The organism is Mycolicibacterium llatzerense (assembly GCF_000878195.1).
GTDB classification, from domain to species: Bacteria; Actinomycetota; Actinomycetes; order Mycobacteriales; family Mycobacteriaceae; genus Mycobacterium; species Mycobacterium llatzerense.
In genome coordinates, this window is sequence record NZ_JXST01000017.1 from 1 (window position 1) to 22,873 (window position 22,873).

General features: G+C 67.3%; 20 protein-coding genes, 1 tRNA gene and 2 pseudogenes. 13 read left to right on the plus strand and 10 right to left on the minus strand.

From position 1 onward, the window contains the following. Positions 1-180, plus strand: a pseudogene (locus TL10_RS13280) (hypothetical protein); the annotation flags it as partial. A 131-nt stretch (positions 181-311) separates the two neighbouring features. Here the strand turns inward: TL10_RS13280 and TL10_RS13285 are convergent. Next, a tRNA-Cys gene (locus TL10_RS13285) sits at positions 312-385 on the minus strand. 60 nt (positions 386-445) lie between these two features. Continuing rightward, on the minus strand, positions 446-1,216 hold the full coding sequence (locus tag TL10_RS13290; RefSeq protein ID WP_043985995.1) for a DUF899 domain-containing protein: 771 nt from the start codon (positions 1,214-1,216) through the stop codon (positions 446-448). 85 nt (positions 1,217-1,301) lie between these two features. Between TL10_RS13290 and TL10_RS13295 the strand changes: the two genes are divergently transcribed. Together TL10_RS13295 and TL10_RS13300 are read left to right on the plus strand one after the other, a co-directional pair. After that, positions 1,302-2,033 carry an MgtC/SapB family protein gene (locus tag TL10_RS13295; protein ID WP_043985996.1) on the plus strand — a complete coding sequence of 244 codons (732 nt, stop codon included), beginning with the start codon at positions 1,302-1,304 and terminating at the stop codon, positions 2,031-2,033. 69 nt (positions 2,034-2,102) lie between these two features. After that, positions 2,103-3,083, plus strand: coding sequence for an acyl-ACP desaturase (locus TL10_RS13300; RefSeq protein ID WP_043399440.1), 981 nt, complete (start codon positions 2,103-2,105; stop codon positions 3,081-3,083). Here TL10_RS13300 and TL10_RS13305 read toward each other — a convergent pair. After that, positions 3,080-4,483 (minus strand): MFS transporter, encoded by a 1,404-nt coding sequence (locus TL10_RS13305; protein ID WP_043985997.1) that lies wholly within the window; start codon positions 4,481-4,483, stop codon positions 3,080-3,082. The genes TL10_RS13300 and TL10_RS13305 overlap by 4 nt on opposite strands. Before the next feature lie 45 nt (positions 4,484-4,528). Then, complete coding sequence (uvrB, locus tag TL10_RS13310; RefSeq protein WP_043985998.1) at positions 4,529-6,688, minus strand: excinuclease ABC subunit UvrB; 2,160 nt, start codon at positions 6,686-6,688, stop codon at positions 4,529-4,531. A gap of 160 nt (positions 6,689-6,848) precedes the next feature. Between uvrB and TL10_RS13315 the strand changes: the two genes are divergently transcribed. The 3 genes from TL10_RS13315 to TL10_RS13325 are packed head-to-tail and all read left to right on the plus strand — an operon-like array spanning position 6,849 to position 8,317. Further along, on the plus strand, positions 6,849-7,196 hold the full coding sequence (locus TL10_RS13315; RefSeq protein ID WP_131630739.1) for a hypothetical protein: 348 nt from the start codon (positions 6,849-6,851) through the stop codon (positions 7,194-7,196). Positions 7,197-7,220: 24 nt separating this feature from the next. Next, the gene (locus TL10_RS13320) at positions 7,221-7,727 is read left to right on the plus strand and encodes a ribonuclease FAU-1 family protein (RefSeq protein ID WP_082067938.1); all 507 of its coding nucleotides are present in this window, start codon (positions 7,221-7,223) and stop codon (positions 7,725-7,727) included. An 11-nt stretch (positions 7,728-7,738) separates the two neighbouring features. Further along, positions 7,739-8,317 (plus strand): hypothetical protein, encoded by a 579-nt coding sequence (locus TL10_RS13325; RefSeq protein WP_043986001.1) that lies wholly within the window; start codon positions 7,739-7,741, stop codon positions 8,315-8,317. On the opposite strand, the gene coaE is transcribed toward TL10_RS13325, so the two are convergent. Together coaE and rpsA are read right to left on the minus strand one after the other, a co-directional pair. Then, positions 8,314-9,528: a dephospho-CoA kinase gene (gene coaE, locus TL10_RS13330; protein WP_043986002.1), complete on the minus strand. Its 1,215-nt coding sequence runs from the start codon at positions 9,526-9,528 to the stop codon at positions 8,314-8,316. The two genes, TL10_RS13325 and coaE, sit on opposite strands and share 4 nt — an antisense overlap. 161 nt (positions 9,529-9,689) lie before the next feature. Further along, on the minus strand, positions 9,690-11,132 hold the full coding sequence (rpsA, locus tag TL10_RS13335; protein ID WP_043399456.1) for a 30S ribosomal protein S1: 1,443 nt from the start codon (positions 11,130-11,132) through the stop codon (positions 9,690-9,692). Between the two features lie 180 nt (positions 11,133-11,312). Here rpsA and TL10_RS13340 point away from each other — a divergent pair, with 180 nt between their 5' ends. Further along, positions 11,313-12,491 (plus strand): PrsW family intramembrane metalloprotease, encoded by a 1,179-nt coding sequence (locus TL10_RS13340; protein WP_043986003.1) that lies wholly within the window; start codon positions 11,313-11,315, stop codon positions 12,489-12,491. A gap of 5 nt (positions 12,492-12,496) precedes the next feature. Continuing rightward, entirely contained in the window at positions 12,497-13,129 is a 633-nt protein-coding gene (locus TL10_RS13345; RefSeq protein ID WP_043986004.1) for a LysE family translocator, read from the plus strand. On the opposite strand, the gene polA is transcribed toward TL10_RS13345, so the two are convergent. Beyond that, entirely contained in the window at positions 13,126-15,786 is a 2,661-nt protein-coding gene (polA, locus tag TL10_RS13350) for a DNA polymerase I (protein ID WP_234711446.1), read from the minus strand. The genes TL10_RS13345 and polA overlap by 4 nt on opposite strands. A 58-nt stretch (positions 15,787-15,844) precedes the next feature. Further along, positions 15,845-16,732: a LysR family transcriptional regulator gene (locus TL10_RS13355; RefSeq protein ID WP_043986005.1), complete on the minus strand. Its 888-nt coding sequence runs from the start codon at positions 16,730-16,732 to the stop codon at positions 15,845-15,847. A 70-nt stretch (positions 16,733-16,802) separates the two neighbouring features. On the opposite strand from TL10_RS13355, the gene TL10_RS13360 reads away from it, so the two are divergent. Further along, complete coding sequence (locus TL10_RS13360; RefSeq protein WP_043986006.1) at positions 16,803-17,978, plus strand: FAD-dependent monooxygenase; 1,176 nt, start codon at positions 16,803-16,805, stop codon at positions 17,976-17,978. On the opposite strand, the gene TL10_RS13365 is transcribed toward TL10_RS13360, so the two are convergent. Continuing rightward, positions 17,896-19,344, minus strand: a complete 1,449-nt coding sequence (locus tag TL10_RS13365) for an FAD-dependent monooxygenase (protein WP_043986007.1) — start codon at positions 19,342-19,344, stop codon at positions 17,896-17,898. The genes TL10_RS13360 and TL10_RS13365 overlap by 83 nt on opposite strands. Next, a complete protein-coding gene (locus TL10_RS13370; RefSeq protein ID WP_043986060.1) occupies positions 19,341-19,907 on the minus strand; it encodes a TetR/AcrR family transcriptional regulator in 567 nt (188 codons plus the stop codon). Before TL10_RS13370 ends, TL10_RS13365 begins: the two co-directional genes overlap by 4 nt. A gap of 117 nt (positions 19,908-20,024) precedes the next feature. On the opposite strand from TL10_RS13370, the gene TL10_RS13375 reads away from it, so the two are divergent. The 4 genes and pseudogenes from TL10_RS13375 to TL10_RS13390 all read left to right on the plus strand — a co-directional run. Next, positions 20,025-20,474, plus strand: coding sequence for a Zn-ribbon domain-containing OB-fold protein (locus tag TL10_RS13375; protein WP_043398549.1), 450 nt, complete (start codon positions 20,025-20,027; stop codon positions 20,472-20,474). Continuing rightward, a complete protein-coding gene (locus TL10_RS13380; protein WP_043398363.1) occupies positions 20,471-21,673 on the plus strand; it encodes a lipid-transfer protein in 1,203 nt (400 codons plus the stop codon). Before TL10_RS13375 ends, TL10_RS13380 begins: the two co-directional genes overlap by 4 nt. Positions 21,674-21,750: 77 nt before the next feature. Further along, positions 21,751-21,972: a DUF167 domain-containing protein gene (locus TL10_RS13385; protein WP_043398366.1), complete on the plus strand. Its 222-nt coding sequence runs from the start codon at positions 21,751-21,753 to the stop codon at positions 21,970-21,972. 18 nt (positions 21,973-21,990) lie between these two features. Then, a pseudogene (locus TL10_RS13390) lies at positions 21,991-22,476 on the plus strand (O-acetyl-ADP-ribose deacetylase); the annotation flags it as partial. Between the last annotated feature and the right edge of the window lie 397 nt (positions 22,477-22,873).

The following is a 22,873-nucleotide window of genomic DNA, read 5'->3' on the forward strand; positions in this document are numbered from 1 at the left end:
ATGCCCATCCGGCGCCGCACCCGCGCCCAGACCCAAGCCCAGCGCGTCGCCTACGAACGCGCCCTCAACGAAGCCGACCTCCAAGCGATAGCGGCCGGCCAAGAAGCCGCCGACCGACGCCACGCAGCCCGCGAAGCAGCCCGCGAGGCCGGCGAAAACGACAAACCACCACCGCACTGAACAAAACGGAATGCCCCTGAAAAATCACGACTTTCAGGGGTATTCGCGCGGGTTCAACTCGGCTTGCGGGCCAAACGGCAGCATTCGACCTGGAGCTCGGGAGCTGGTGGCAGCTACCCGAGCTCCAGTAGTGGAGCGAGTGACGGGATTCGAACCCGTGTGAACGGCTTTGCAGGCCGGTGCCTAGCCACTCAGCCACACCCGCACTGATGACCACAGTGCCAGCAGAGGCTGCGTGTGCCCATGGTTGGGATCGCGGTGATTACTACCCCTCGCAGCACTCCCCCACCGGCCGACCCACCACCGGGCCGCCCTGCGGCCAGCCGGCCGGCGAGTCCTCCCACGGCTCCTGACGTCCGTACGGGGTCAGATCCAGGAACGGATAGCCCACTGCCGAATGATCGAGCCCGCGCGCGTACGCCGAATAGGTATGGAACACCTCGTCGCCGCGGCGCAGAAAGACGCTCGCACCGGGCCAGTCTCCGCGCAGGTCATCGTCGGTCCAGCCGTCGGCGTACAGCTCGCCGAGCGACTTGTAGTTGTACTCGATCGGCGCCCGCGCCGGGTCGAGCGTCACGTGGAAGTCGTAGGTGAAGTCGCCGTCACGCGACGAGTACCACGGAAACGTCCAGCCGTGCTGGTCGCGGTACCGGGCGATGCTCGCGTAGGGCGCGCGAGACACGCACGCGAACGTGACACCCTTGCCGTGCAACAGCTTTCGATCCTCGTCGGTGAACGTCAGATCGGCCGCGGCGGTGCAGCTCGGGCAGCCGGCATCGATCGCGTCGACCCACATGAAGTGGTGGATGTAGAGCTGGCTGCGACCCTCGAACATGTCAAGCAAGCTGACGGCGCCGTCGGGTCCGTCGAACACGTAGTTCTTCTCCATCTTCACCATCGGCAGCCGACGGCGTTCGGCGTTGACCGCGTCGCGCAGATGTGTCGCCTCCCGTTCCCTGGCGAGGAGCTTCGTGCGAGCCCCGATCCATTCCTCCCGGGTTACGACATCGGGGTAAGCGGTTGGTTGCGCGGGCATGGCATCACTCCTCGTCAGATATCGGCTCCATAAGACAGACTTCGACTCCCGCCAAAAGTCATCGGAGCGCGTTAGTTTGTCCCCCATGGAATGGCTGGCAGATCCCGCCTTTTTCGGCGGGCCCGGGCAGGGCTCGCGGCAGATCATCGAACTCGTGGTCGCGTTCGGCCTGACCTCACTCATCGGACTGGAACGCGAAATCCAGGGCAAGAGCGCTGGTTTGCGCACACAGACCATCGTCGGCACGGCAGCGGCGCTGATCATGCTGGTGAGCAAGTACGGCTTCGGCGACGTGCTGACCCCAGGGCTGGTGGTCGTCGACCCGTCCCGCGTCGCGGCCCAGATCGTCTCGGGCATCGGCTTTCTCGGTGCGGGCATCATCATCGTGCGCCGGGGCTCGGTGCATGGACTGACCACCGCGGCCTCGGTGTGGGAGTCGGCGGCGATCGGCATGGCGGCCGGTGCCGGCTTGCTGCTGCTGGCCAGCGTGATGACCGGGATGCACCTGCTGATCATCGTGGGGTTCATGCCGTTGGCCCGGCGGCTGGCCTCGCGCCTGGGCGCGACCGTCCGGCTCCACATCACCTATGCAGACGACCGCGGTGTCCTACGGGACGTGTTGCAGGCGTGCGGCCGGCGTGACTGGCAGGTCACCGACTTGGAGACCGACCCCGCCGGCGAACCCCTCGAGGCGCCACCTGGCCACGTCGGTGTCCAGGTGACGCTGGCCGGTTCCGGGGTCATCGGGGCCGCCGCCGTGCTGGCTCAGGTCGAAGGGGTCATCGGTGTGCGTCAAATCACAGAAGATCCCGACTGACGCACGCGGAGGCGCGCCGGCACCCGATGTTCCTGTACGTTTCGCAGAACTAACGGGGTGACGGGACGTATGACGCGCGAATTGACTGATTCTGACTACTTGGCCGAGCTGGAGCCGGTAGCCGCCGACGCCCTCAACCAGCATCTGTCGAGGTCGGTGCACTGGTATCCGCATGATTACGTGCCGTGGGCCAATGGGAAGAACTTCGCAGCGGCAGGCGGCGAGGAGTGGGATCCCGAGCAGTCACAACTGAGCGAGCTGGCCAAAGCCGCCATGATCACCAACCTGCTCACCGAAGACAACCTGCCGTCCTACCACCGCGAAGCCATGACGCATTTGTCGCTGGACAGCGCGTGGGGCACCTGGGTCAACCGCTGGACCGCCGAAGAGAACCGGCACGGCATCGCCCTCCGCGACTATCTGGTGGTGAACCGAGGGGTTGACCCGGTGGCACTGGAGCAAGCCCGGATGGAGCACGTAGCCAACGGATTTGCGCCGACCGCCGAAGAGGAAGAAGCCATCGGCGCCGGGGTGCTGATGGCCATCGTGTATCCGACGTTCCAGGAGCTGGCCACCCGAGTCAGCCATCGCAACACCGGCAAGGTCTGCAACGACCCGGTGGCTGACCGGCTGCTGCAACGGGTGGCGGCCGATGAGAACCTGCACATGATCTTCTACCGCCAGATGAGTGCGGCAGCACTCGATCTGGCACCGGACCAGACCCTGCACTCGGTCGCCTCGGTGATCGAGAAGTTCCGGATGCCCGGCACAGGCATGCCGAACTTCCGGCGTTACGGCGTCCTGATGGCCAAGCACGGCATCTACGATCTGCGCCAGCATCTGGAGGAAGTCGTCCTGCCGCCGCTGCGCCAGTGGAAGATCTTCGATCGCACCGATTTCACCGCTCGCGGCGAGAAGCGCCGCGAAGAGCTGGCCGCCTACCTCGAGACCATGTCGAAGCAGGCCAGCAGGTTCGAGGAGCAACGCGACCGGCTGCTGGCACGGGAAGCTGCTCGCGCCGAGCAGCGCGATTCCGCCGTGGTGGGCTAGCTGCGGCTCCCCTGGCCGGCCCGATACGACGCCACACACCCCAGCGCAGCCAAGCCGGCGAATACCGCGAACAACCAACTGGCGCCGACTGCGTCGGGCCGATCTACCGTGTTGACGACGATGCCGGCCAGCCCGGCACCAAAAGCTCCGCAGATCAGCTGAACGGTGTTGATCGCTGCCGCGGCCACCGTCCCTTCCGCGGGATCGTCGACCCGGCCCATGGCCCACACCGACAGGTGGGGCCATGCCATGCCGACGCCGATCCCGGTGACCAGAAGCGACAGCGCCCAGACGCCGACAACTGCGGGTGAGGCGCCATCGACCTGGCTGAGCGCGGCAGCACCGAGTCCGATCCCCATCACCAACGGCGCCACCGCCACGATGCGCACCACCCGAGCGGGTGTGGTGACCGAGGCGCTGACGATCTCGCTGACCGTCCAGCCCACACTCAGCGCCACGGCGAGAAAGCCCGCCGTCAACGGCACCAGGCCGGCCAGGCGCTGGCCGTAGAGCGGCACGTACATATCGGCCATGGTGGCCGCCATCAGCACGCCCAGGGTCACATAGATCCACTTGAACGGGCCCGGCCCGTAAGCGGTCTGAGGCAGTACGCGCACGGACATCCGCCGGTCCACGACGACGAACACTCCGACCAGCGCGACGCCGCCGGCCAGCAGCACCACCATGAGCGGCACGCTGCGCTGGATGCCGGCGACGCTGATCGCCATGGCCGCCGATCCGAGAATCATCAACGACCACACCGGAATCCGCAGCGGCACGCGCACGTGGTCGGCGGACCTGCCCGGCAGACTCAACGGCACTAGGACCATCACCGCCACGGTCAGGATGGCCAGCGCGCCGAATGCCCAGCGCCACACACCCAACTGCGCGAACAAGCCCCCGGACGAGGGGCCGAGCAGTGTCCCGACACCCCACATCGCCGACACCAGCGCCGACGCCTTCGGCCAAAGCGATTGCGGCAGAGCCGTATTGATCACCGCGTAGCCCAGCCCGGCCAGCGTGCCGCCCGCAGCGCCCTGCACGACGCGCCCCGCCAGCATCACCTCCATGGTCGGTGCCAGGGCACACACGACGCTGCCGAGCGCAAAAACACTGAACCCCAACACATATGCCTGCCTCGGACCGAAGCGGGCCACCATGGCGCTGACCGTCGTCGCCGCCATCACCGACGCCACCAGGTACACCGTGGTGACCCAGGCATACAGCCGTCCGCCGCCGATGTCGGTTACCGCGCTGGGCAGCAGGCTGATGGTCAGGAACTCGTTGGTCGCGTACAGCGCAACACCGCCGGCCAGCACCGTCGACGCACCCAGATACTTGGGACCGAGCAGCTCCCGCCAGCTGCCTGCGGTCACGGTTCCGGCGTGCGTGTCGGTCACGTCGGCGACGCTAGAGGCTCAACCACGGTTGAGGTCAAGGAGCGGTCATTTCAGCCCGGCCGCATCCATCCCGCGCAGCTCCTTCTTCAGGTCGGCCACCTCGTCACGAATGCGGGCCGCGAGCTCGAACTGCAGATCCCGTGCCGCGTTCATCATCTGCGCGGTGAGGTCCTTGATCAGGTCCGCCAGCTCAGCCCGCGGCATGTTCGCGGTGTCGCGGCCCTCGACGATGCCTGCGCTGACTGCCCGCCCCGGCTCGCCCTGGGCCCGGCGACCACGGGAGGCGTTGCGGCCCGAACCGCCGATTTCGACGGTTTCGGTGTCTTCCGCCTCGCGGTACACCTGGTCGAGGATGTCGGCGATCTTCTTCCGCAGTGGCTGCGGGTCGATGCCGTTCTCCTCGTTGTAGGCGACCTGCTTGGCGCGGCGACGTTCGGTCTCCTCGATGGCCGCCTGCATGGAGTCGGTGATCTTGTCGGCGTACATGTGCACCTCGCCGGACACGTTGCGCGCCGCGCGGCCAATGGTCTGGATGAGGCTTCGCGCCGAGCGCAGGAAGCCCTCCTTGTCGGCGTCGAGGATCGCGACCAGCGACACCTCGGGCAGGTCCAGGCCCTCGCGGAGCAGGTTGATGCCGACCAGGACGTCATAGTCGCCCAGCCGCAGCTGACGCAGCAGTTCCACGCGGCGCAAGGTGTCCACCTCGGAATGCAGGTACCGCACCCGGATGCCCGTCTCGAGCAGATAGTCGGTGAGGTCCTCGGCCATCTTCTTGGTCAGGGTGGTGACCAGCACGCGCTCGTCGCGCTCGGTGCGCTTGCGGATTTCGCCGATGAGGTCGTCGATCTGGCCCTTGGTCGGTTTGACGACGATCTCGGGGTCGACCAGGCCCGTCGGCCGGATGACCTGCTCGACGAACTCGCCGCCGGACTGGGCCATCTCGTAGGAGCCGGGCGTCGCCGACAGGTACACCGTCTGCCCGATGCGGTCGGCGAACTCCTCCCAGGTCAGCGGCCGGTTATCGACTGCCGACGGCAGCCGGAAACCGAAGTCGACCAGGTTGCGCTTGCGAGACATGTCGCCCTCGTACATGGCGCCGATCTGCGGCACCGTGACGTGCGACTCGTCGATGACGAGCAGGAAGTCGTCCGGGAAGTAGTCCAGCAGCGTCGCCGGCGCCGAGCCCGCGGCGCGACCGTCGATGTGCCGCGAGTAGTTCTCGATGCCCGAGCAGAACCCGACCTGCTTCATCATCTCGACGTCGTAGTTGGTGCGCATCCGCAGCCGCTGCGCCTCCAGCAGCTTGCCCTGGCCCTCCAGCTGCGCCAGCCGCTCTTCCAGCTCCTGCTCGATGGTCGAGATCGCCATGGCCATCCGCTCGGGCCCGGCCACATAGTGGGTCGCCGGGAAGATACGCAGCGAATCGACCTTGCGCACCACGTCACCGGTCAGCGGGTGCAGGTAGTACAGCGCCTCGACCTCGTCGCCGAAGAACTCGACGCGCACCGCGAGTTCCTCGTAGGACGGGATGATCTCGAGAGTGTCGCCGCGCACCCGGAACGTGCCGCGGGTGAACGCCACGTCGTTGCGCTTGTACTGGATATCGACGAGCAGGCGCAGCAGACCGTCACGCGGCACGTCGTCGCCGACCTTCAGTTCGACGGACCGGTCCATGTACGACTGCGGGGTACCGAGGCCGTAGATGCACGACACCGACGCCACCACCACGACGTCGCGGCGTGACAGCAGGCTGGACGTCGCCGAGTGCCGCAGCCGCTCGACGTCGTCGTTGATCGAGCTGTCCTTCTCGATGTAGGTGTCCGTCTGGGCGATGTACGCCTCGGGCTGGTAGTAGTCGTAGTACGAGACGAAGTACTCAACGGCGTTGTGCGGCAACATCTCCCGCAACTCGTTGGCCAGCTGTGCGGCCAGCGTCTTGTTGGGCGCCATCACCAGCGTGGGACGCTGCAGCCGCTCGATCAACCAGGCGGTGGTCGCCGACTTGCCGGTACCGGTGGCGCCGAGCAGCACCACGTCACGCTCCCCCGCCCTGATGCGCCGTTCGAGATCCTCGATGGCCGCAGGCTGGTCGCCCGCCGGGTCATACGGGCTGACCACTTCGAACTTGTTGCCGGCCCGCACCATGGCGTCGACCGGCCGGTGCTCCGAGTGCGCGAGGACGGGGTATTCGGTCGCGAAGGCCATGGATACCAGGGTAGAGGCGGGCACCGACATCGTCCTCCGTGGCGTTTCGCCGACGCGATGACGCCACAAAACCGCCCATAGCATTGCCGCTGGTCAAGGTTCACACTGTAACCACGCAGCGATCTCTCAGCTGTCCGCCATTCAGGAATGAGGAATCGCCATGCAGACCACCCTGCGCACCACAATCGCGACAGCAACCGCCCTTATAGCGGCTTTTGCTCTCGCGGTGCCCGCCGTCGCCACGCCGAAGAATCCGACTCCGAAACCAATATCCGAAGCAAGGATCAAGTCCGAGTGCCAGGACCCTGATCTGGGTGGCGTCTACGGAACGACGATGGTCGGCAACGATCGCAAATCGACCTGCGACTACCTCTCCGGCGGCGAGTACTGCAGCGATGAGTACATCAACGGGGTGTTCCAGAACACCGTCTGCGGGCGCACGAACCCGACCGCACCCGGCGCCACGCGGCCCGCACCCGCTCAGGCGCCGAGTATCTCGTCCCCTTGACGCTCAGCACCATAGACTCAGGCTATCCACCCGCCAAAGCATGAAACGTTCAATCTGACCGCCGGCACGAATACCGATCCCAAGGGCATCGTGCGGGCTGTCGACGTGTACCGAGTCGAGCCGTGGGGCCTCTACATGGCGCGTCCCACCCCCGGCCGGCCGCAGTTCCACTACCTGGAGTCGTGGCTGCTGCCCTCGATCGGCCTGCGTGCCAGCATCTTCCATTTCAATCCCGGGCACGAGCGCGACCAGGACTTCTACCTCGACGTCGGCCGGTTCACCGCCGGCGAACGAGTCTGGACGTCCGAGGACCACTACCTGGACCTGGTGGTGCGGTCCGGGGTCGGCGTCGAACTGGAGGACGTCGACGAGCTACTCGACGCGGTACGTCACCACCTGGTGAGCACCGACGACGGTGAACGCGCCATCACCACAGCGACCGCCGCCATCGACGGGTTGGCCCGGCACGACTACCAGCTGGGTGATTGGCTAGCCAGTCTCGGTATGCCACTGACCTGGCGCAACAGGTAATGTCAACAACCATGACATCGATCAGGCGCGGACGGATGGCCGCGGCATCGCTGGCGTGCGCCACCGCAGTGGTCACGAGCACCCCCCTGTTTTTCGCCGCGACGTCGGCCGCAGACCCGGCGCCCCCCGCCCCGCCTGCACCGGCGGTTCCGGCCGGCGACAGCGCGCCGCCCAGCCCGGGGCCGCACAACGTCACCTATCGGGCCCGGATCGACGGGGTGTCCCGCGGCACGCTGGTGACCTACCGGCTCACCGATACCCAGCTCAATTCGGCGACGCCGTCACTGCTTCCCGGCGAGATGTTCGAGGCGTCCGCTGTCCTCAACTCCCCGGCGAACGCCGGTATGCAGGTGTCGATCCAGTGGCCGTACTCAGCCAGCCTGCACTGCGAGATCCTGGTCGACGACGAGATCGTGGCCCAGGCCGACCAGTTCGTCGCCCCGCGTCTGACACCGCAGCGCCAGGACCCCGGCTACGGCGTCCTGAGCTGTGGTTCCGTGACCGACTTCGATCCCAGCCAGCAGTACAGCGCCGAACTGCCCGGCACCCCCGCGACACCGGCACCGGCTGCTGCAGCGGCTGCGCGCTAAGGGCGCCAACCGGTTTCGTCAGCCCAGGCCCAGGCCCGTCGGTATGCGCCGGCGAGCCAGGGCTCCTTGGCGTCGGCGTATTCCCCGCTGGTGGCCGGCGCGGCGGCCATCGCGTCGTGCTTGAGGGCGAGGTACTCGAGGCGCTCTTCCGGGTTGGCGGCGATCCACGCCAGGAACAGCAACGCGAACTGCTGCCCGGGCCAACCGTCGACCCGGATGTGCACGTTCGTCGGTCGTCCGGGATCGGCCGAGGCGTGAAAACGCTTCTGCCACAGGGCCTTGTCGTCGGAATGGTCGAATTCGGCGACGGTGCTGCGGGCGTCGTCCTTCGCGACGTCATCGGTGATGTCCGCGTTCCGCGGGTAGCCGGCCGTCAACAGTAGGTCGGTGAGCTCGTCGGCCACCTCCAGCGACTGCACGGTCACCTGGATGTCGATGACGTCCTTGGCGTCCAGATCCGGCACCGCTGTCGACCCGATGTGATCGACCCGCACCGCCCGGTGCCCGCACGTGGTGCTCAGCCGGGCCACGATCCGGCTGGCCTGCTCGGGCCACGTCTCGTCATACGACACCACCGCCGGCGCGACGGTGGCCGGTACCCCGGATTGCACGTTGCGTGCGAACGGAACGATCCGCTGCTCCCACAGCTCACGGGCCTTGGCAGCCAGTTCCTCGGCACTGCCGTGGTTGTCCAGCCAGACGTCCGCTACGGCCTGCCGCTGTTCGATGGTCGCCTGCGCCGCGATCCGCGCGCGGGCGTCGTCCTCCGAGAAGCCGCGGTACTCGATCAGTCGCGCGACGCGCACATCTTCCTCGGCGTGCACCATCACGACCAACGGGAACAGTGGCGCCATCTGCGACTCGACGAGCAACGGAATGTCTTCCACCACAACAGAACCCACCGGCGCGGCGTCGATGAGCTCGGCACGGCGCTTGCCGACGAGCGGGTGCACGATGCCGTTGAGGGTCTTGCGCTTCTCCTCGTCGCTGAACGCCACCGCGGCCAGCGCCGGCCGGTTGAGCGAACCGTCAGGCAACAGGATGTCCTCGCCGAACGCCTTGACCAGGGCGGCCAGGCCCTCGGTGCCGGGCTCCACCACCTCACGGGCGATGACGTCGCCGTCGACGATGATGCCGCCCGCGGCCGCGAAGGTCGATGACACAGTGGATTTTCCGGCGCCGATGCCGCCGCTCAGTCCGATACGAAGCACCGGGACAGTCTGTCAGGGCGCTTTTGAATGAGATCAGGCACCCGCGAACGTGAAGTAGATCGCGAGTTTTCGCCGAATCTTCGCGATCGTCTTCACGTTCGAGGCCCGGAAACGACAAACGCCCCGACTCGCCAAGCGAGTCGGGGCGTTTGTTGAACTACTTAGGCGTTGCCGGCGAGCTTCTCGCGCAGCGCCGCCAGCTGGGCGTCGCTGGCCAGGGTGCCACCGGTCGACTCCTCGGAACGCGAGGACGAACCGCTGGTCGCCGGACGGGCAGCTGCCTCGGCGTCGGCCGCGGCGAACTTCTCCATCTGGGCGGTGTGCATCTTGTGGCGACGCTCGGCCTCGGCGTACCGGGCCTCCCACTCGTCACGCTGCTTCTCGAAGCCTTCCAGCCATTCGTTGCTGTCGGCGTCGAAGCCCTCGGGGAAGATGTAGTTGCCCTGCTCGTCGTAGCTGTCGGCCATGCCGTACTTCGACGGGTCGAACTCCTCGGTGTAGTCCTCGTTGGCCTGCTTGAGGCTCAGCGAGATGCGGCGACGCTCCAGGTCGATGTCGATGACCTTGACCATCGCGTCGTCGCCGACCTGGACCACCTGGTCCGGGACCTCGACGTGGCGCTCGGACAGCTCCGAGATGTGCACCAGGCCCTCGATGCCCTCTTCGACGCGGACGAACGCACCGAACGGCACCAGCTTGGTGACCTTGCCCGGGACGATCTGGCCGATCGCGTGGGTGCGGGCGAAGTGGCGCCACGGGTCTTCCTGAGTCGCCTTGAGCGACAGCGAAACCCGCTCGCGGTCCATGTCGACGTCGAGCACCTCGACGGTGACCTCGTCGCCCACCTGAACCACCTCGGACGGGTGATCGATGTGCTTCCAGGACAGCTCCGAGACGTGCACCAGGCCGTCCACGCCGCCCAGGTCGACGAACGCGCCGAAGTTGACGATCGAGGACACGACACCCTTGCGGATGGCGCCCTTGGTGAGCTGGTTGAGGAACTCGCTGCGAACCTCGGACTGGGTCTGCTCCAGCCAGGCACGACGCGACAGGACCACGTTGTTGCGGTTCTTGTCGAGCTCGATGATCTTGGCCTCGATCTCCTTGCCGATGTACGGCTGCAGATCGCGGACACGGCGCATCTCGACGAGCGATGCGGGCAGGAAGCCGCGCAGGCCGATGTCGAGGATCAGGCCGCCCTTGACGACCTCGATGACGGTGCCCTTGACGGCCTCGTCCTTCTCCTTGAGCTCCTCGATGGTGCCCCAGGCGCGCTCGTACTGAGCCCGCTTCTTGGACAGGATCAGGCGGCCTTCCTTGTCCTCCTTGGTGAGAACGAGGGCTTCGACCTCATCGCCCACGGAAACGACCTCGTTGGGGTCGACGTCGTGCTTGATGGAAAGTTCGCGAGAAGGAATGACACCTTCGGTCTTGTAACCGATGTCGAGCAGAACCTCATCGCGGTCCACCTTGACGATGGTCCCTTCGACGATGTCGCCATCGTTGAAGTACTTGATGGTCTTGTCGATAGCGGCGAGAAAGTCCTCGGCCGAGCCAATGTCGTTGATGGCTACTTGCGGCGAGGTGATGGAGGGACTTGGCATGTGTTGGGTGGCTCCGGACAGGTTGAATCGTAGGGACAGAATGGTTTGTGTTTCATGACGCGTCGCGGCGTTGCCGCCGGACGTTTCACACGCACCCGTAGCCCATGTGGACACAGGTACTTGTTGAGGGTACTAGACCCGTAGACGCAGGCCAAACGCGGTCTACTCCGCTGCAGGGGAATGTCGTTCCGGGCCGATATCCTGCGTGTCGTGTATCCCGCCCCGTCGCCTGTACCGCCGCCGTACCCGTATCTGGCGCCGATGCCGCGGCGAATCCGCAAGGTCGGTGCGCCGCTCGGCGTGATCATCGGACTCGGTGTGCTCGTCGGTTGCCTGCTGATTCTGACCACCCTCACCAACCCGATCGGCATGACCATCGGGTTCGTGCTGGCCAGCATCGCGACGGCGCTGGTCCTGCTGACCTACCTGTGGTTCGACCGGTGGGAGCCCGAGCCGCCGCGGCTGCTGATCTTCGCGTTCGTCTGGGGCGCCTCGATCAGCGTCGTCATCTCGGTGGCCCTGGAAACGATGTCGACACCCCTGCTGGGCAAGGACGGCTTCGCGGCGATGGCCATCGGCGCGCCGGTCATCGAAGAGGCGGCCAAGGGTGTGTTCCTGCTGCTGATGATGACGGGCCGGCGCCGCAACGAACTCAACTCGCTGACCGACTGCCTGGTCTATGCCGGTTTCGTGGCCGCGGGCTTCGCGTGGCTGGAGAACATCTTCTACATCGCCATGGGCGAGACGATCTCGCATTCGCTGCTGACCGCCGCGCTGCGGCTGATCATGGGCCCCTTCGCGCATCCGCTGTTCACCAGCATGACCGGCATCGGCGTGTACCTCGCGCTGCAGCACCGCGGCGCCGGTGCGAAGGTGCTGTACATCGGACTCGGCTACCTCGCCGCGGTGGTCATGCACATGTTGTGGAACGGCTCGACCGTCGTTGGCGCCGGGGCCTATTTCGCGGTCTACCTGTTCTGGATGGTGCCGATCTTCACGTTGGCCATCGTCACCGGGGTGCTGGGCCGCCGCCGCGAACAGCGGGTGGTCGCCGAGAAGCTGCCCGGGCTCGTCGCCTCCGGCCTGATCACCCCGAACGAGGCGACGTGGCTCGGCTCGATGCGCACCCGCAAGGGCGCGATCGCCGCCGCAGCACGGTTCGGCGGCGCCGCGGCCGGGAAATCGGTGAAGGAATTCGCCGTGCAAGTCGTCGACTTGGCGTTCGTTCGGGACCGCATCGACCGGGGCCTGGCCGACCAGCAGACCTATCAACTGCACGCCGAGGAGGCGTACTGGCTGACCGCCACCCGGGCGCAGGCCCCGGTGCTGCAGTGGTTGGCCAACTACCGGGCGGTGTGACTGGCATGCTCGCGCATCTTCTCGACGTCCTGCCGGCGTTCCTCGTCGCGTCGGTGATCCTGGCCGCGCTGCCTGGACCGGCGACGGCGCTGTTCCTGCACCGCTCGGTGCGCGACGGCCGCAAGGCCGGCCTGGCGGCCGTCGTCGGCAATGAGATCGGTATCTGCGGTTGGACGCTGGCCGGTGGCGGCGGACTGTCGATCCTGCTGACGGCCAACCACTGGCTGTCGTTGGCGCTACACGTCGTCGGGGCCGCGATCATGATCTGGCTCGGCATCAGTGCGTGGCGCAGCGCGAAACACCCCACCGACATGGCGGTGGCCCTGCCACCGCGCGGACGGACCCCGGCCGCGGCATTCCGCGCGGCGCTGGTGTCCATCGCGGCCAACCCGAAGGCCGCGGCCTTCGGCATCGTGGTGCTCCCCCAGTTCCTGCCGACCAGCGGCCCGGTGCTGCCGACGCTGCTGGTGCTCGCCGCCATCCAGCTGGTCATCGACACGTCGTGGTGCGTCGGCATCGTCCTCGCCGCGGATCGGGCCCGAAACGTCCTGAGCCGCACCCACATCCGTCAGCGCATCGAACGTGCCATGGGCGCGATCCTCGTCGCGCTGGGTCTGGGCCTGGCCGCCGACGCTTAGTGGGCGGCAGCATCCCAGCTGGTGCCGTAACCGACCGACACCTCGAGTGGCACGTCCAGTGGGTAGGCGCTGCCCATCTGTTCGCGCACCAGGGCCTCGAGCGTGTCCCGCTCGCCATCGGCCACTTCGAACAGCAACTCGTCGTGCACCTGCAGCAGGACCCGCGACTTCAGCCCGGCATCCTTCATGGCGCTGTCGACATTGATCATCGCGACCTTGATGATGTCGGCGGCGCTGCCCTGGATAGGTGCGTTGAGCGCGGCCCGCTCGGCGGCCTCGCGGACGTTGCGGTTGCTGCTGTCGAGTTCGGGCAGGTAGCGCCGGCGTCCGAGCACCGTCGAGGTGTACCCGTCCTTGCGGGCCTGTTCGACGACCGAGTGCAGATAGTCGCGCACCCCGCCGAACCGGTCGAAGTACTGGTCCATCTGCTGCTTGGCTTCTTCGGTCGAGATCTTGAGCTGCGACGCCAGCCCGTAGGCCGACAAGCCGTAGGCCAGGCCGTAGGACATGGCCTTGACCCGACGGCGCAGCTCAGCGGTCACCTCTTCGCTCGGCACACCGAAAGCGCGCGACGCGACGAAGGTGTGCAGGTCCTCGCCGGTATTAAAAGCTTCAATGAGGCCTTCGTCTTGTGACAGATGCGCCATGATGCGCATCTCGATCTGGCTGTAGTCGGCCGTCATGAGCTCGGTGAAGCCCTTGCCCACGACGAAGGCTTCGCGAATCTGCCGGCCGGCCTCGGTGCGGATCGGGATGTTCTGCAGATTCGGCTCGGTCGACGACAACCGGCCGGTGGCCGCGATGGTCTGGTTGAAGGTGGTGTGAATCCGGCCGTCCGATGCCACCGCGTTGAGCAGCCCGTCGACGGTGACCTTGAGCCGGGTAGCGTCGCGGTGCGCCAGCAGATGCTGCAGGAACGGATGCCCGGTCTTGTCCAGAAGTGATTGCAGCGCATCGGCATCCGTGGTGTAGCCGGTCTTGGTGCGCTTGGTCTTCGGCATCTCGAGCTTGTCGAACAGCACCACCTGGAGTTGCTTGGGCGAGCCCAGGTTGATCTGCTCACCGATTGCCGCATAGGCCGCCTCGGCGGCGTCGCGGATCTGGTCGGCGAACTGGCTCTGCAGGCGGCCGAGCAGTTCGATGTCGACGGCGATGCCCGCCTCTTCCATCTCGGCGAGTGCCCGCTGCACCGGCAGCTCCATCTGGCCGAGCAGCGCCAGCGAGTCGATCCGGGCGAGTTCCACATCCAGCGCGTCGGCCAGATCGCCGACGGCCGCAGCCCGGACGATCAGGGCCTGGATGGCTGCGTCGTCCACCTCATCGGGATCATCGAGCAGCGAAAGCTGTTGCTGTTCTTTGCCTTCCGCGCGCAGTTCCCGGCCCAGATAGCGGACCGACAGGTCGTCGAGGGCGAAGCTGCGCTGCCCGGGACGGACCAGGTAGGCGGCCAGCGCGGTGTCGGAGGTGACGCCGGCGAGCTGCCAGCCGCGGCCCAGCAGGTCATGCCACGCCAGCTTGGCCTCGTGCAGCGCCTTCGGCGGGCCGGGGTCGGCGAGCCAGGACGCCAGCGCGGCTTCGTCCTCGGCGTCCAGGCGCGCGGTGTCGATGTAGACGCCTTCACCGCTGGCCGACACGATGGCGACCGCGGTGGCATCCGCATCGAACGCCTTGTGCGTGCCGCCCACGGCCATGCCGAAGCGGCTGCCGTTGCTGTGCTCGGCGAGCCAGGCCGCCAGGGTGCCCGGCTCGAGCAGGCCGCCGCGCACGTCGAAGCCGAGTTCGACCTCGGGCTCCACCGGCGACAGGGTCTCGAACAACCGGTCACGCAGCACCCGGAATTCCAGGTCGTCGAACAGTTGGTGGATGCGGTCGCGGTCCCAGGGCTGCACCCGCAGCCCCTCCGGGGTGTGCGGCAGCGGTACGTCCTTGACCAGGTCGGTCAACTCGCGATTGAGGATGACGTTGGAGAGGTTGGCGCGCAGCGAGTCGCCGACCTTGCCTTTGACCTCGTCGACGTGGTCGACCAGAGCCTGCAGCGAACCGTACTGGTTGATCCATTTGGCCGCGGTCTTCTCGCCGACGCCGGGGATGCCGGGCAGGTTGTCGCTCGGGTCGCCGCGCAGGGCCGCGAAATCCGGGTACTGCGTCGGGGTGAGCCCGTACTTCTCGACGACCGCGTCCGGGGTGAAGCGGTGCAGGTCGCTGACGCCCTTCTTGGGGTACAGAACTGTGACGTCGTCGCTGACGAGCTGCAGCGAGTCGCGGTCGCCGGTGACGACCAGCACCCGGAAGTCCTCCGCCTGGGCCTGGGTGGCCAGCGTCGCGATCAGGTCGTCGGCCTCGAAACCCTCCTCGGCCAGCACCACGATGCCGAGCGCCCCCAGCACCTCTTTGGTGATGTCGATCTGGCCGCGGAACTCGTCGGGAGTGGCGGCACGCCCCTCCTTGTACTCCGGGTACTTCTCTTTACGGAAGGTCTTGCGGGACACGTCGAACGCGGCGGCGACGTGCGACGGCTTCTCGTCGCGCAGCAGGTTGATGAGCATGGCGGTGAAGCCGTAGACCGCGTTGGTGGTCAGCCCGCCCTGGGTCTTGAAGTTCTCGGCGGGCAGCGCGTAGAACGCCCGGAACGCCAGTGAATTGCCGTCCAGCAGCATCAACGTTGGCTTGGTGGTGGGCGGGGCGTCCGTTGCGATGGGGCTCACGGCCCTAACTCTATTCAGCCGCACCGACAGCCAGTAACCGCCGCGCCATGTTCACCAGCTCGCGGGCCGCGGGGCTCATCGGCCCGCCGGCCCGCCACGCGAACACCAGCCGCCCGCGCAGCGCCGGCATCAGCGTGATGAGGTGCAGATCGGCGCGTGACCGCACCATCGATTGCGGCAATACCGCGACCCCCAAACCCCGCGCGGCGAGGTCGGCCAGGGCATGCGGGGTGCTCGCCTCGAACGCGACGTGCACGTCGACGCCGCAGTCGGCGCAGGCCCGGTCGAACTGGTTCCGGATCCCGGCGCCGACGGGCAGCGCGATGACGGCGCGGCCGGCCAGGTCCTCCAGCCGCAGGGTGCGGCGACCGTGCCACGGATCATCGAGCGCGACCGCAGCCACGATCGGCTGGTCGGTGACCACCACGGCCGCGAGCCCGGACGGCAGTTCGGCGCCGACCGACACGATGGCCGCGTCCAACTGCCCGGTGCGGATGCCCTCGATCAGCGCGTCCGAATTGGCGGTGCTGAGCGTGATGTCGACGTGCGGGTGCGCCTCGTGGAACTGAGCCAGCAGGCTCGGCATGTCGACATCGTGCGCGGTGACCGTGCCGATGGTCACGGACCCCCGCACGAGGTCGCTGAGTTCGGCCACCGCCGTGCGCGCATCGGCGGCCGCGGCCAGGGCCGCCCGCGCGTGCGGCAACACCGCCTGCCCCGCCGCGGTCAGCTGAACCTCACGTCGAGCGCGATCGAACAACGGCTCCCCCAACTCGCGCTCCAGCTTGGCGATCTGCGCACTGACCGCGGGCTGCGCGACGTGGATGCGTTCGGCAGCCCGGGTGAAGTTGGCTTCCTCGGCAACCGCGACGAAGTACTCAAGCTGCCGTAGTTCCATAACTGATGATTATAGTTTGCGGACCATATCGGTATTGGACTTATAGTTCTGCCGCCCCGAGGCTGGACTCATGACACAGCTACTCATCGCCGGCGCCGGTATCGGCGGACTCACCACAGCCCTGACCCTGCACGCCCGGGGATTCGACGCGGTCGTTCTCGAGCGTGCGCACGACCTGCAGCCGCTCGGTGTCGGGATCAACCTGCTGCCGCACGCGGTGCGCGAACTCACCGCGCTCGGCCTAGGCGACCAGTTGAACGCGATGGCCGTGGCGCCGTCGTCGATCCGCTTCTACAGCCACCGCGGCGACCTGCTGTTCACCGAACCGCGGGGGCTCGCGGCGGGCGATGCCTACCCGCAGCTGTCGGTACACCGCGGCCGGCTGCAGATGATGCTGCTGGCCGCGGTGCGCGAACGCCTCGGCGACGGCGCGGTGCGCACCGGCAGCGGGATCACCGGATTCCGGCAGCGCGCCGACGGCGTCGTCGCGGAAACGACGGCCGGCTCGGTCGCCGGTGCAGCACTGATCGGCGCCGACGGCATCAATTCAGTGGTGCGCGCGGAGCTGCATCCGGGCTCCGACCCGTTGCTGTCATCGGGCATCACGATGTACCGCGGGGCCAGCGACATCACGCCGTTCCTGGACGGGCACACCATGGCAATCATCAAGGCCGACAACGGCGTTGATCTCATCACCTATCCCATCGGCGGCGGTCAGGTGAACTGGGTGCTGCAGGTCCCCACCGGGCAACCCGGCCCACTGCAGGGCGACGCAAAGTGGAACGCGCCCGCGAAGGCGAACGACGTCTTGCCGCACGTGTCCGACTGGGACCTGAACTGGCTCGGCGTGGACGCGCTGATCGGCCACAGCCCGGCGATGTTCAGTTACCCCATGGTCGACAAGGACCCGTTGCCGCACTGGGGCGACGGGCTGGTGACGCTGCTCGGCGACGCCGCTCACCCGATGTACCCCGTCGGGGCCAACGGTGCGTCGCAGTCGATCGTGGACGCACGCGTGCTCGCCGATGAACTGGCGACCCACGGCGTCGCCGGGTTGCGCAGCTACGAGCAGGCGCGGCGCACCGAGACCGCTGACGTGATCGCCGCCAATCGCGAGATGCACGTCGCGGGAGCGGCGCGGACCTCAACGGAATTGGCACGGGTCACCACGCAATACCGGACCGAGACCGCGACAAGCACGCGCAGCGGCCCAGCTGTTCGCGGATCAGCTCCGGCCGGTCGGTGATCGCCGCGATGTGCCCGTCCGGCCGTACCAGCACGTATGAGCCGGCGGGCACGTCGTAGTCAGCGCCCGGCGCCAGACGTAGCTGCGGGACACCGAAATCGACTGCCGCTCCGCCGAATTCGAGCACGGTCCAGTGCGGCCCACGGAACACGTCGAACAATCGGCGACCGTCCGACAACAGCCCGTCGGGCGCCCGGTCGCCGGCCTGTAGCACGCCCGGCCCGTGTCCGTCGCCCGCAAGCGGGCCGCCCCGGTAACTGATGTCCAACTGATGGATCGCCGACGGCGCCGGTCCGGTCGAACCGAAACCCTGACGATGCAGCGCACCACTGAGCTGCAGCACGTTCGCCGCGACCGGCATCCGTTCGGCCGCGTAGCTGTCCAACAGTTCGTCGGGCGCGCCGACCAGCACCGCAGCCAACTTCCAGCCGAGGTTGTAGGCGTCCTGCACCCCGGTGTTGACGCCCTGTCCCCCGGCCGGCGAATGGACGTGGGCGGCGTCGCCGGCCAGCAGCACCCGGCCCATCCGGAACTGTTGCGCCATCAGCAGATTCACGCGGTACTCCGAAATCCACCGCAGGTCCGACAGCACCACGTCTCGTCGCCCCGAGCGCTCGTGGAGTAGTTCCTGCATGCCGGCCAGGGTCAGTGCGGGCGGGTCCTCGCCCGGCGCCATGGTGACCACCAGTTGGTAGTGCTCGGTGCCAGGCAGGTTCCACAACGAGAACCGCTTGGACTGGTCGCCGTCGCCGGTGAGCAGGTGACAGCACCGGCCGTCGAGCCCGGTGGCCCGGACGTCGCCGACGATGATGCGTTCTTCGGTCAGCGCACCGCCGAGGAACTCGACGCCGGACACCTTGCGCACCGTGCTGCGACCGCCGTCGGCGCCGACGAGGTAGTCGGCACGGATGGGCCCTCGATCGGTCCGCACGATCACACCGTCGTCGTCTTGCTCGAAACCTGTTACCGCGGTGCTGAATTCGATGATCCCGCCGAGTTCAGCGAACCGCGCTGCCAGGATCTGGTCGGTGCGCCACTGCGGGATCAACCAGGTGAACGGATACGGCACCGCCGGGGTGGCCGCGAGTTCGGGCAGACCCAGCAGCTCGTAGATCGGCTTGGTCCAGACGACCTCTGCGCCGCGGTACAGCCGCATGGGCGGAAAGGCCTCGCCGGCCGCGAGCACAGCGCCGATCACACCAAGGTCGTCGAACACCTCGAGCGTGCGCGGCTGCAGCCCCTTGCCGCGCGAACCCGGGAACTGCGTCGGCGCCCGGTCCAGCACCCGGCACGCGACGCCACGCCGAGCCAGTTCGATGGCGAGGGTCAATCCCGTCGGGCCCGCGCCGGCGATCACCACTGTCATCGCGCACCGCCCAACAGTGGCAGTAGCACGTCATCGATGAGCCGCGCGCTGAAAGCGGCGTCGACAGGTCGGTCGAGATGCATCTGCCGCAAGATCAGCGCCTCGGCCACATCGTGGACCAGCTCGACGTCGGTGTCGGCCGCGATGTCCCCCCGCGCGATGGCGCGCTGCAGCGCGTCATGGAAGGGCGAGAGTTCTTCCTTGTCGAGATGCTGGCGGATGGCCTCCGCGAGTTGTTCGTCGTGGCGCATGAGCGTCGCGAGTTCGGCCGTCACCCGCGTCAACGGATCGGCGACATTCGCGGCGATTGCCTCCATGACCGCGAACAGGTCACTGCGCAACGCCCCGGTATCCGGCATCGACGCGTTCCGGGCGGCATCCGCGGCGTCAAGTGTCGCGCGGACGAGTTGAGCCTTGTTCGGCCAGCGGCGATAGATGGTCGCCTTGCTGGCGCCGGCTCGCACGGCCACCGCATCGGTGGTCAATGCCGCGTAACCCCGCTCCACGAGCAACTCGGCCGTCGCGGCCAGCACCGCCTGTTCCCGCTCAGCTCCTCGCACCATGGTCGAAGTGTACGAAACCGTTTCGTACACTTCAAGCGATTCAAGATGCTTTCCCGGTGTCCGGGACAGAACTGCAACACGTTTCAGTTTCTTCCGGTCGCCGGTTACTCTGAGCTGGTGCCAGGAGTGACGGACGCCGGGAGTCAGCCGGCAATCGAAGGTTGGTGGGACACCGACGAGAGCGGTGCGCCGCACCTCATCGGGGCCAAGTGCCCGCAGTGCGGGACATATGTCTTCCCGCCCCGCGCCAACAACTGCCCCAGCCCGGCTTGCGACAGTGACGTGCTTGAGCCCGTCGCGTTGTCGCGCCGCGGCACGGTATGGAGCTACACCGAAAACCGGTATCCCCCGCCGGCGCCGTACCCGGCGTCTGATCCGTTCGAGCCGTTCGCCATCGCCGCCGTCCAGCTGGAGGCCGAAGGCCTCATCGTGCTGGGCAAGGTCGTCGAGGGCACGCTCGCCGCGGACCTCAAGGTCGGCATGGAGATGGAACTGACGACGATGCCGCTGTACACCGATGCCGATGGCGTCGAGCGGACCACCTACGCCTGGGAGATCGCCAAATGAGCACTCCAGATCCCTTGTACATCCTCGGTGCGGGCATGCACCCGTGGGGCAAGTGGGGCCGTGACTTCACCGAGTACGGCGTCGTCGCCGCCCGCGCCGCGCTGGCCGAGGCCGGCCTGGACTGGCGTCAGATCCAGCTGGTCGCCGGTGCCGACACCATCCGCAACGGCTACCCCGGCTTCATCGCCGGTTCGACCTTCGCCCAGAAGCTGGGCTGGAACGGCGTGCCGGTCTCGTCGTCGTATGCCGCGTGTGCCAGCGGCTCGCAGGCCCTGCAGAGCGCCCGCGCGCACATCCTGGCCGGCTTCTGCGACGTCGCGCTGGTCATCGGCGCCGACACCACACCGAAGGGCGCCTTCGCCCCGGTCGGTGGCGAGCGCAAGAACGATCCCGACTGGCAGCGCTTCCACCTGCTGGGCGCCATGAACCCGGTGTACTTCGCCCTGCTGGCTCGCCGCCGCATGGACCTCTACGGCGCCACGTCCGAGGACTTCGCCCAGATCAAGGTGAAGAACTCCAAGCACGGTCTGAACAACCCGAATGCCCGCTACCACAAGGAAGCTTCGGTCGAGGACGTGCTGGCCAGCCCGGTCGTCTCCGACCCGCTGCGCCAGCTGGACATCTGCGCCACCTCGGACGGCGCCGCCGCGCTGATCGTGGCCAGCGCCGAATTCGCGCGCAAGCACCTCGGCTCGCTCGACGGCGTGCCGTCGGTGCGCGCGATCAGCACCGTCACCCCGCAGTACCCGCAGCACCTGCCCGAATTGCCGGACATCGCAACGGATTCCACCGCGGCCATCGCCGGACCGGACCGGGTGTTCAAGGACCAGATCCTCGATGCGGCGTACGCCGAGGCCGGCATCGGCCCCGACGACGTCAACCTCGCGGAGGTCTACGACCTGTCGACCGCTCTCGAGCTCGACTGGTACGAGCACCTCGGCCTGTGCGCCAAGGGCGAGGGCGAGCAGCTGCTGCGCTCCGGTGCCACCACCATCGGCGGCCGGGTACCGGTCAACGCGTCGGGTGGTCTGGCCTGCTTCGGTGAGGCCATCCCGGCCCAGGCCATCGCGCAGGTGTGTGAGCTGACCTGGCAGCTGAAGGGTCAAGCCACCGGCCGCCAGGTCGAAGGCGCCCGCGTGGGCGTGACCGCGAACCAGGGCCTGTTCGGCCACGGTTCGTCGGTGATCGTCGCGCGCTAGTTTTCCGGGCCGCCGAACGTGCAGAAAATCCCGAGGAATTTCCCATTCCCCGGGATTTTCTGCACGCTGGGGCAGTGATGATTTCGGTCCGCGTCAAGCCAGGCAGCCGCAAAGGGCCGTTGGTCGAGACCGACGACGACGGCACCTTGGTTGTCTACGTCCGTGAGCAGGCCGTGGACGGCAAGGCCAACACCGCGGTGATCCGGGTGCTCGCCGAGCATTTCGGGGTGCCGAAGTCGCGGGTGGAGTTGGTGTCCGGCGCCGCGGCCCGGATCAAGAGGTTCCGGGTCGACGAGTAGCGCGGGGATACTGCTGTCATGCTCCGCATCACCGCAGTCCTCGGCGATATCACCCAGCAGGATGTCGATGCGATCGTCAATGCCGCCAACAACGCCATGCGTGGCGGCGGTGGCGTCGACGGTGCGATTCACCGGGCCGGCGGACCGGCCGTGCTGCGGGACTGCATCGACCGCTTCCCCGACGGTCTGGCCACCGGTGACGCCGGCTGGACGACCGCCGGAGCGCTTCCGGCCCGTTGGGTGATCCACACCGTCGGGCCGAATTACCGCGCGGGCCAACGTGATCCGGAGTTGTTGCGGTCCTGCTACCGCCGCTGCATCGAAGTCGCCGACGAACTCGGCGCGCGCACCGTGGCCTTCCCGTTGATCAGTGCGGGCATCTACGGCTGGCCACTCCATGACGCAATGATGATTGCCGCTGAGACGGTTTCGTCGGCCACGACGATGGTCGAAGACGTCCGTTTGGTGGCGATCGACAAGGAGACATCCCGGAAGATCGAACAGCTCGTGATGTTCGCTACGCCCCTGCGGATATTGCAGGGTGTGCAGGCGCTACACATGCGTGGCTACCACCGCATTCGGCTCACGCCCGGGCTGAGTCCGTCCGGTGCGTATTGGCGGGTGAGCATCGAGCACGCCGATGGTTCCGGGAACGAAGCCGGCCAAAATCGAATCGGCTACTCCAGCTCAGCGGGATCCGACTTCCTCGGTCGCACCGTCGACCTCAGTGCCACTGCGGACACCGTCGCCGAGGTGATCCTGGGAGCACTGCCGACAGCCACCGCACGTGCCGACGACACCGACTATGCCGATTGGTTTGCCGGCTTGCTGGCCCGAGTCGAGGAACTCATCCAACTGCCCATCGCCTACGCCGACTTCCCGCTCAATACCGATGGTTGGG